10 protein-coding genes are annotated in these 6,991 nt (G+C 46.0%); 9 read left to right on the plus strand and 1 reads right to left on the minus strand.

Annotation, left to right across the window (positions count from 1 at the left end):
- Window positions 1-11: 11 nt before the first annotated feature.
- From BUA75_RS15725 to BUA75_RS13590, 5 genes are all read left to right on the plus strand, one after another.
- Complete coding sequence (locus BUA75_RS15725; protein ID WP_207549769.1) at window positions 12-674, plus strand: hypothetical protein; 663 nt, start codon at window positions 12-14, stop codon at window positions 672-674.
- Complete coding sequence (locus tag BUA75_RS13575; protein WP_165612032.1) at window positions 614-1,633, plus strand: Mov34/MPN/PAD-1 family protein; 1,020 nt, start codon at window positions 614-616, stop codon at window positions 1,631-1,633. Before BUA75_RS15725 ends, BUA75_RS13575 begins: the two co-directional genes overlap by 61 nt.
- Entirely contained in the window at window positions 1,627-2,442 is an 816-nt protein-coding gene (locus BUA75_RS13580) for a ThiF family adenylyltransferase (RefSeq protein ID WP_072875141.1), read from the plus strand. The genes BUA75_RS13575 and BUA75_RS13580 overlap by 7 nt, the downstream gene beginning before the upstream one ends.
- Before the next feature lie 58 nt (window positions 2,443-2,500).
- Window positions 2,501-3,283 (plus strand): Rpn/YhgA-type helix-turn-helix domain-containing protein, encoded by a 783-nt coding sequence (locus tag BUA75_RS13585; protein WP_072875142.1) that lies wholly within the window; start codon window positions 2,501-2,503, stop codon window positions 3,281-3,283.
- Between the two features lie 73 nt (window positions 3,284-3,356).
- Window positions 3,357-3,557, plus strand: a complete 201-nt coding sequence (locus BUA75_RS13590) for a hypothetical protein (RefSeq protein ID WP_072875143.1) — start codon at window positions 3,357-3,359, stop codon at window positions 3,555-3,557.
- Between the two features lie 101 nt (window positions 3,558-3,658).
- Here the strand turns inward: BUA75_RS13590 and BUA75_RS13595 are convergent, their stop codons facing one another.
- Complete coding sequence (locus BUA75_RS13595; protein ID WP_072875144.1) at window positions 3,659-4,447, minus strand: hypothetical protein; 789 nt, start codon at window positions 4,445-4,447, stop codon at window positions 3,659-3,661.
- 379 nt (window positions 4,448-4,826) lie between these two features.
- Here BUA75_RS13595 and BUA75_RS13600 point away from each other — a divergent pair, with 379 nt between their 5' ends.
- From BUA75_RS13600 to BUA75_RS13615, 4 genes are all read left to right on the plus strand, one after another.
- A complete protein-coding gene (locus tag BUA75_RS13600; protein ID WP_072875145.1) occupies window positions 4,827-5,081 on the plus strand; it encodes an AbrB/MazE/SpoVT family DNA-binding domain-containing protein in 255 nt (84 codons plus the stop codon).
- Window positions 5,078-5,479 carry a hypothetical protein gene (locus BUA75_RS13605; RefSeq protein ID WP_129583661.1) on the plus strand — a complete coding sequence of 134 codons (402 nt, stop codon included), beginning with the start codon at window positions 5,078-5,080 and terminating at the stop codon, window positions 5,477-5,479. The genes BUA75_RS13600 and BUA75_RS13605 overlap by 4 nt, the downstream gene beginning before the upstream one ends.
- The gene (locus BUA75_RS13610) at window positions 5,469-6,425 is read left to right on the plus strand and encodes a site-specific integrase (RefSeq protein WP_072875147.1); all 957 of its coding nucleotides are present in this window, start codon (window positions 5,469-5,471) and stop codon (window positions 6,423-6,425) included. The genes BUA75_RS13605 and BUA75_RS13610 overlap by 11 nt, the downstream gene beginning before the upstream one ends.
- Window positions 6,426-6,629: 204 nt before the next feature.
- Window positions 6,630-6,991: hypothetical protein (locus BUA75_RS13615; protein ID WP_242650338.1), on the plus strand; the 362-nt coding region annotated here is incomplete at its 3' end.

Below are 6,991 nucleotides of genomic sequence, written 5' to 3' on the forward strand. Positions count from 1 at the left end.
AGCGATATCCTGTGCTCGAAATCATTGAAAACGGTATACACCACTACAAAACGGTGGGATACCATGAACTGTTAAATATCTTGGATCGTTCCATCGTAGTGGAACAACTGAAGAAACCCGACGTGTCGATTGTTTCGAGTCCACCATTACCGGAGCGGTCTTTGCTCGTCGATACCTTGCAAACCCAACATTGGCTCCGTTGTATCGTGACGGCGTGGCTACCGCGAATGGAATATCCTTTGATTTTTGGCGAAAAAACCTTCCTGATTCCATTTCCAGCGTTGGTGTATCAAGTCACTTACGAGATCACCGGTAAGGAGTCGCGAAAAATCCACCATTTGCGTCTGGCTGTATCGACAGATGATATCGTCACTCATCAAAGCCAACTCTACCGCTATCCTTTCTCCAACGTATATCCCAGCGGACAAGTATGTTGGAACGGCTTGCCGAGCAGGGTAGGCGAATTACACCAGATGGCACCACAATCGGTATTTGCTTTTCTGGCAACACCCAACAATCACGATTTGTATGGCGTGGGGCGTTCTCACAACGCTCCCCATACCGAATACGAAGATTTTTTGAGCGCCGTTGTACAGGAGGGAGTACGCCCGGAATGGCTCATCCCGATGAACATGGACGTTCAAACATTTCATCAAAAATCCAAAAGCCACTAACCAAGGAGCGATTTGCAATGACAACCAACCAATCTTCTCTCTTTGATCTCTTGCCTGAGGAAGAAGCAAAAGCTTTCAAGAGCGACGAACCAAGGGAGTCAAAGAAAAAAACGAAAACCACTGCACCTGCTGCATCGAAAGAAGAACCCGAACCGGACGTCTATGATATCGATCGCGTCGTCTACTATGCCGGACATCGAATCGACGTACCTGGACGAGATATGAAACTCGAAGACGTTCGCGCCTGGCTGGAACCACAGTTTCCAGAACTCACAAAAGAGCGTTGTGAACTGGTCTACGACAAAACCACAGGGCATATTGTGCCTGTACTGAAAGCACACAAAAAAGGCGCAACACGTGGAATTTTGGTCTATACCGAAGTCCCTCAACCCGAACCTCCCGTGTATCATCTGCTGGATGAGGAAGGAACGGTGTGGGAAGTGCGTACGACGCAAACCGGAAGATTTCAGGCGCCTGTCAAAGGTCAATACACGATAGGATTCCCTGGATGCAATCTGGCCGTTCCGCGTATCCCAGTCCGCTGTTTAGCAGATATTGTGACGCGGTTTCAGGCAGATCCGGATATCGAGCATCTCGCATATATTCTGTTCGACCGCCGTCACAACACCTATGAAGTAATGTGGCCAAAGCAACGCTCCAACTCGGTCTCTGTGATTGGCGAAGGTTTCATGGAAAGCGAGGATCTTTTCGCTGTGGCGCAGATACACTCACACGGACGAATGCCTGCGTTTTTCAGCAGCACGGACAACGAGGACGAGATACGCACAGGATTGTATGGCGTAATAGGTGATTGTCAAAATAAACGTCCTACCTTACGCTGGCGCATGTCCTGTGGCGGGAACTTCTGTATATTGCCCGCACAAGACTATTTTGATGGCGATATCGAGCCGTGGGTGGTCACCTCATCCCTGCAAAGGGAGGGGATCATCCTATGCTAAAGCCTGTGCGGGTAATCGATCCTCATCGATTGCAATCCATCGCACTCGTTGGTGTTGGTGGAACAGGCGGGTATGTCTTGCAGCAATTGGCCCGCCTGCTCTATGGACTCAAAGAGCAAAGGACGTCCACTCCGGACGTCCTGCTCATCGATGGAGATACCGTGGAAGAGAAGAATTTGCTGCGCCAATACTTCTTGCCGCAAGATGTCGGCAAGAACAAGGCATCCGTGTTAGCAGAACGATATGCACGTGCCTACGGTTTGCCGATTTCCGCCTATCCACACTACCTAACACGCGAAACATCGCTAGACGATCTGGCTATCCAAAACGGCAGTGTGGTCGTAGCTTGTGTAGACAACGGTAGTACTCGGCGTATTCTGCATGAAAAACTGTCTCAATTGAACCATGTCGTTTCTATTGACAGCGGCAACAGTGCTGTCACTTTACCGGAACATCCTGAACACTTGGATCGATATCAACTGGCCCACCTTAAAAACAGCGGTTGGGAAGGACAGGTCGTGGTTGGAGTGCGGTCTCAAGGACAGACCGTCTTGCCGTTTCCTGGTGAAGTTTTTCCCGATCTCATGGAAGAAGACCAACTGCCAACCGAAGTGAGCTGTGGGGAAGTGTCGGTATCCAACCCGCAGCGCCTGATGACCAATCTCATGGCAGCCACGACAGTCATGATGATCCTGCACACCTTGTTGTCCGATGGAACCATCCTACATCACCGTACCTTTTTTGAGGCCAGGCGCGGTTGGATGCGAAGCGATGCCGCTGTGGAGCAGATGCTGGAAGTTTCGGTGTGAAATAAGAATTGTTGAGTCTTTCACCATCCTTTATACTGAATGCAGGGGAGTTTTTGTGATGGCAAAACAAGATATCTTAATGAAAGTACTCACGCGTTCTCTCTCTGGTGGAGCCTTGGAGATTTTGGGCATTCGCGGAGTAGAGTTGAAAGAACCATTCATCACGGAGCTTCCTGCCAACACACTTCACATGGATCGTGTATGGCGAATGGCGAATCAAGATTTGTTTCATCTTGAATTTCAAACCAAACGAGAATCCACGTTGCATCGTTTTTTAGAATACGACGCCCGCCTGGCAAACGAACATCGTGTGAAGATTCGCACGGTCGTACTCTACCACGCAAGTGTCACGAACGCGCCAGCTGAACTCGACATCGGCACAGCGCTCTACCGCGTCGAGAATGTATTCCTGTCGCAACTCGACGGCGAACAGGCGTTAAATGAAGTCGAAAAACATCTGCGTACCGGACAATGGGAACCTGGCGACCGCATGCGCCTCTCACTGGCACTGAATATGCGATTGGAAAATCAAGACAAGGCATTTGACCGAGTACGCGAACTAATTCCGCAAGTAAAAGATGAAACCGAACGAGATTTAGTGATCAGTGCCATTCTCGTATTGGGCGATCAAGGTCTCACGGAAAAACAACGAGTACAACTTCGGAAGGAGCTGAGAAAAGTGTCCAAACTGGCGGAAGAGCTCTATGAGGAAGGGCGTCAGGAAGGTATAGAAAAAGTCGCCTGTAATCTACTTGCAGAAGGCGTGCCTGTGAACGTGATTGAAAAGGCCACAGGCCTCTCTCGCGAACAAATTGAGAAACTACGCATGCAGATTCACTAAATATCACTATGGCCGGGTTGAGCATAAAAAGCACCCCGGCCGGCCCTTTCTATTTCGAAAGGAGCTGAGAAAAGTGTCCAAACTGGCAGAAGAGATCTATGAAGAGGGTCGTGAAGAAGGCCGCGAGGAAGGTCGTATGGAAGGTCGTGAAGAAGGCCGAATGGAAATTGTTATGAACATGCTTCGTAGGGGCATGAAAATAGAAGACATCGTGGACGTGACCAACCTGTCAAAACAAGAAATCGAAAGCATTGCCAAGAAAATATCCCACTAAAAACTCTGGCCTACCGCGGTTAGATACTGACGGTAGGCCAAATCCATTTTAGATCCTCTACTCTTCACTCAAAGAATGAGAGACTAGTGGTCGATATCATGTTAAACATTAGTATTTTTTAAAATCAAGCGTTCTATTTTTGAGCGAAAATGTAGATTACATAGAACACCCTCTGGATACAACATGGGAAAAATAACTTTTACACTTTTTTTGTGAAGATTCCAGCGAGCATGACCTCCGCTGGAACAATAGATACTTGTTGGAGTAGCACCTAGAGAAATCAAATAGTCTCGACAAGATTCGATTAATGGGCCATGAAGAATGAGACGATAGGAATCCATCGAACTCACTTTTTGAAGTATACTATGCCCTTCCATATAACCACGAACAAAATCAGGCGTGGCACGAAAGGCTGCCTTTATATCGGGTTCCCACAAATGCTTCAGGGTAAAAATTCGTCCATAATGAAAACTCCTCATATCTTTAACTTCATTTTTATGAGAAGAGGACGTAATACTGAGATCCGGCATTAAGCGCTTTAAGAGCCGAATTTGGTAGGGATCACTCTCCGAAAATCGCAACATGAGTCCATTTTGTTTACGACTAATCAAAGCACGTCCAGTTAACCAACCAAGCAAATAATCAGGAATCTTGACAGGGTACTGACGGTAGTAGGTATCTAAAAAGTCAAGAACCGCTATAGAAAACGATCCATAGTTGTCGGATATATCTTGAAGCGAAGGTGCAGGATGTGTTTGAAGCCAACGGATGGTTCCTGGAAGCGGATGTTTGATAGCAGCCCGATACTGTATGGCAGAAGGTAAACGTTTACCTCGATTTTTCTTCCACACAGCCTTCAAAACGCGATATTCCGTCGAATCCATTTCCATCCTTATAACCTCCGCACTCAAACTTGTTTACAGTCTATCGAGACAATGACGGATAGTCTAGAGGCTAAACATAACATACACTCACATCTTCACCCTCTACATCCTTTGCAGCTAATCTTGTATCTCTCCGCAAGTTCGTATTTTTACAGTAATTTCTCACTTTATCCAACCAATTAATCCTCATACGCCTAAATCAAAACCATACACCATCCATAGATATCCATTTATTTTTCGCATATTAGTATCGATAAGATAAGGTTATCGCTAGTAATACGTATAGATTCTTTCAATTAACTTCATAAGAATTCTTTCAATAACTTATGAAGAAATATGATATATTCATTGATAACGTACATTTCAAAATGAGGTGGTGAAGTTGTTGTTATCCATCGTTCGTCTTTCTCAACGGTTTCAAATTACTTTGCCTGTAGAAGTGAGAGAACTCCTACAAATTCAACCTAACGATCGTATTGCTTTTCGTACGGATGATACCGGACGTGTCTACTTGGAAAATTTAAAGTCGATTCAAGTGGATACTGTACGTGGATTATTACAAAAGCAGCAATGGACAGATCGTTCAGCCAATGCAATGACAGAACACCCCACGCCAAACCAAGAGGAGAATTCGTATTGATGAAGACATGGGTTGCACATGCAGATATCATTGTGGAATTTCTGCTGGGTAGCGAAAGTGCTGATCCACTCGTTGAAGTGCTCGAATGGGCTGCCCAAAATCGTGCACGTGTGTTCGTAGATGCGGTAGCAATTGCAGAGTGTTGCCGCATGCTACAGCTGGTGGAGCCTGCACTCTCCCATGAAGCCATTGCAAACGCATTGATGCGTTTCCTACTGCTTCCAGGTGTACGAACAACCGATAGGGATCGTCTACTCAATGCACTGGAAGCCTTTTCTTCTTCGGAGGACACTTTTGCCCAGTCTTGGTCTAAAATCATAGCCTACGAATCGAAACTCGAAACGTTACGCGCAAAAAAGCAGGACACGTTGGAAGAGGATATCGACCATGTTGGATAAATCCATTTTTAAAGTAGATCGCGCTCTTTTCGAAAACAGAGTCGAACGTTATCTGGAACGTTCACATGCAGAAAATAGTCGACGTGCTTATCGCTCCGATTGGCAGGATTTTGTCCAGTGGTGCCAGGCTCATCAACGACAAAGTTTACCTGCCACTCCCGAAACGGTCGCTGCTTATATCTCCGCGCTGGCCGAAGCCGGTGCGAAAACCAGTACCATCGTTCGTCGACTTTCTTCCTTATCCTTAGCACATCAAGCCAAACAATGGGAAACCCCCACTCGGTCCCTATTGGTGCGTACCGTATGGCGTGGCATTCGCAGAGAACATGGCATAGCTGCTGAACCTAAACAACCTATTCTTACGGACGAGTTGCGAAAAATGATCGACGCTATCGACACAACTACACTCCGGGGAATCCGAGATAAGGCACTCCTGCTGATTGGGTTTGCTGGAGCCTTTCGACGGTCAGAGCTTGTTGCATTACGATGGGAGGATGTTGAATTTCGTGAGGATGGCGTAGTCATGACCATTCCACAAAGTAAAACCGATCAGGAGGGAGAAGGACAACGGATTGCCATTGTACATGGCCAACAGGCATCCACTTGTCCCGTTACAGCACTACAAACTTGGCTCGATGAGGCGTTTATCGTGGATGGACCGATCTTTCGTAAAGTGAATAAGTCCGACAATGTGGAACCAAGAGCACTGACCGCCCAATCCGTAGCTTTAATCATCAAACGTTATGCACAAAAGGTCGGGCTAGATCCTGACCAATTCGCCGGCCACAGCCTGCGTGCTGGATTTGCCACACAGGCTGCGGTCAATGGTGTGTTGGAACGGGACATTATGCGACAAACCCGGCACAAGTCATTAGTGACATTGAGACGATATATACGGGAAGGAAGTTTGTTTCGTGACAACCCATCAGGACGAGTGGGATTGTAATGTATTTGAATAGCTAAATAAAATACATTCTTTCTTTATTATAAAACATAATCAATTTTATTTATTTTTTAAAAATTAATTTAACAATACATTCTTTTTATTCTCATCTTTTGTTCTGATATACTGACATTTGAACTCTGAAGATATATTGTGATGCAAAAATAAAATTCAGAAAAAGAATTCCATAACATATATGAGAAGCAGGTGTATGAACAAGCTATGCATAGCCAGTTTGTAACAGTAAGTGCGAAAGACCCTATTATCTCTCGCTGGCTCAACAAGCCCTATAGGGAACCTTTGCTTTTACTTCTTCTCTCCATTTTCGTAGGTATAATTGGGGGTCTAGGCGCAATTTTGTTTCGCGCTATGATTCACTGGTTTTTTCTTTTATTTCATGTGTCCCCTGAAGTCACCCATTCCCCTCTGCGCATAATCATTCCAGCGATAGGGTTGCTCTTAGTTGGATTCATTACAAACTATTTTGCGCGTGAAGTGAAGGGGCATGGTGTACCACAAATACTCGAATCTCTGGCATTACGAGGCGGCAGAATTCGTCCACGAATAGC

The sequence above is a fragment of the Alicyclobacillus tolerans genome (genome assembly GCF_900142255.1).
Classification (GTDB): domain Bacteria; phylum Bacillota; class Bacilli; order Alicyclobacillales; family Alicyclobacillaceae; genus Alicyclobacillus_I; species Alicyclobacillus_I tolerans.

What these genes read in the sequence shown, in the direction of transcription:
- BUA75_RS13575 (WP_165612032.1), top strand. Translation starts at nt 614, where the DNA reads ATGGCTCATCCCGATGAACATGGACGTTCAAACATTTCATCAAAAATC.
- BUA75_RS13580 (WP_072875141.1), top strand. Translation starts at nt 1,627, where the DNA reads ATGCTAAAGCCTGTGCGGGTAATCGATCCTCATCGATTGCAATCCATC.
- BUA75_RS13585 (WP_072875142.1), top strand. Translation starts at nt 2,501, where the DNA reads ATGGCAAAACAAGATATCTTAATGAAAGTACTCACGCGTTCTCTCTCT.
- BUA75_RS13595 (WP_072875144.1), bottom strand. Translation starts at nt 4,447, where the DNA reads ATGGAAATGGATTCGACGGAATATCGCGTTTTGAAGGCTGTGTGGAAG.
- BUA75_RS13610 (WP_072875147.1), top strand. Translation starts at nt 5,469, where the DNA reads ATGTTGGATAAATCCATTTTTAAAGTAGATCGCGCTCTTTTCGAAAAC.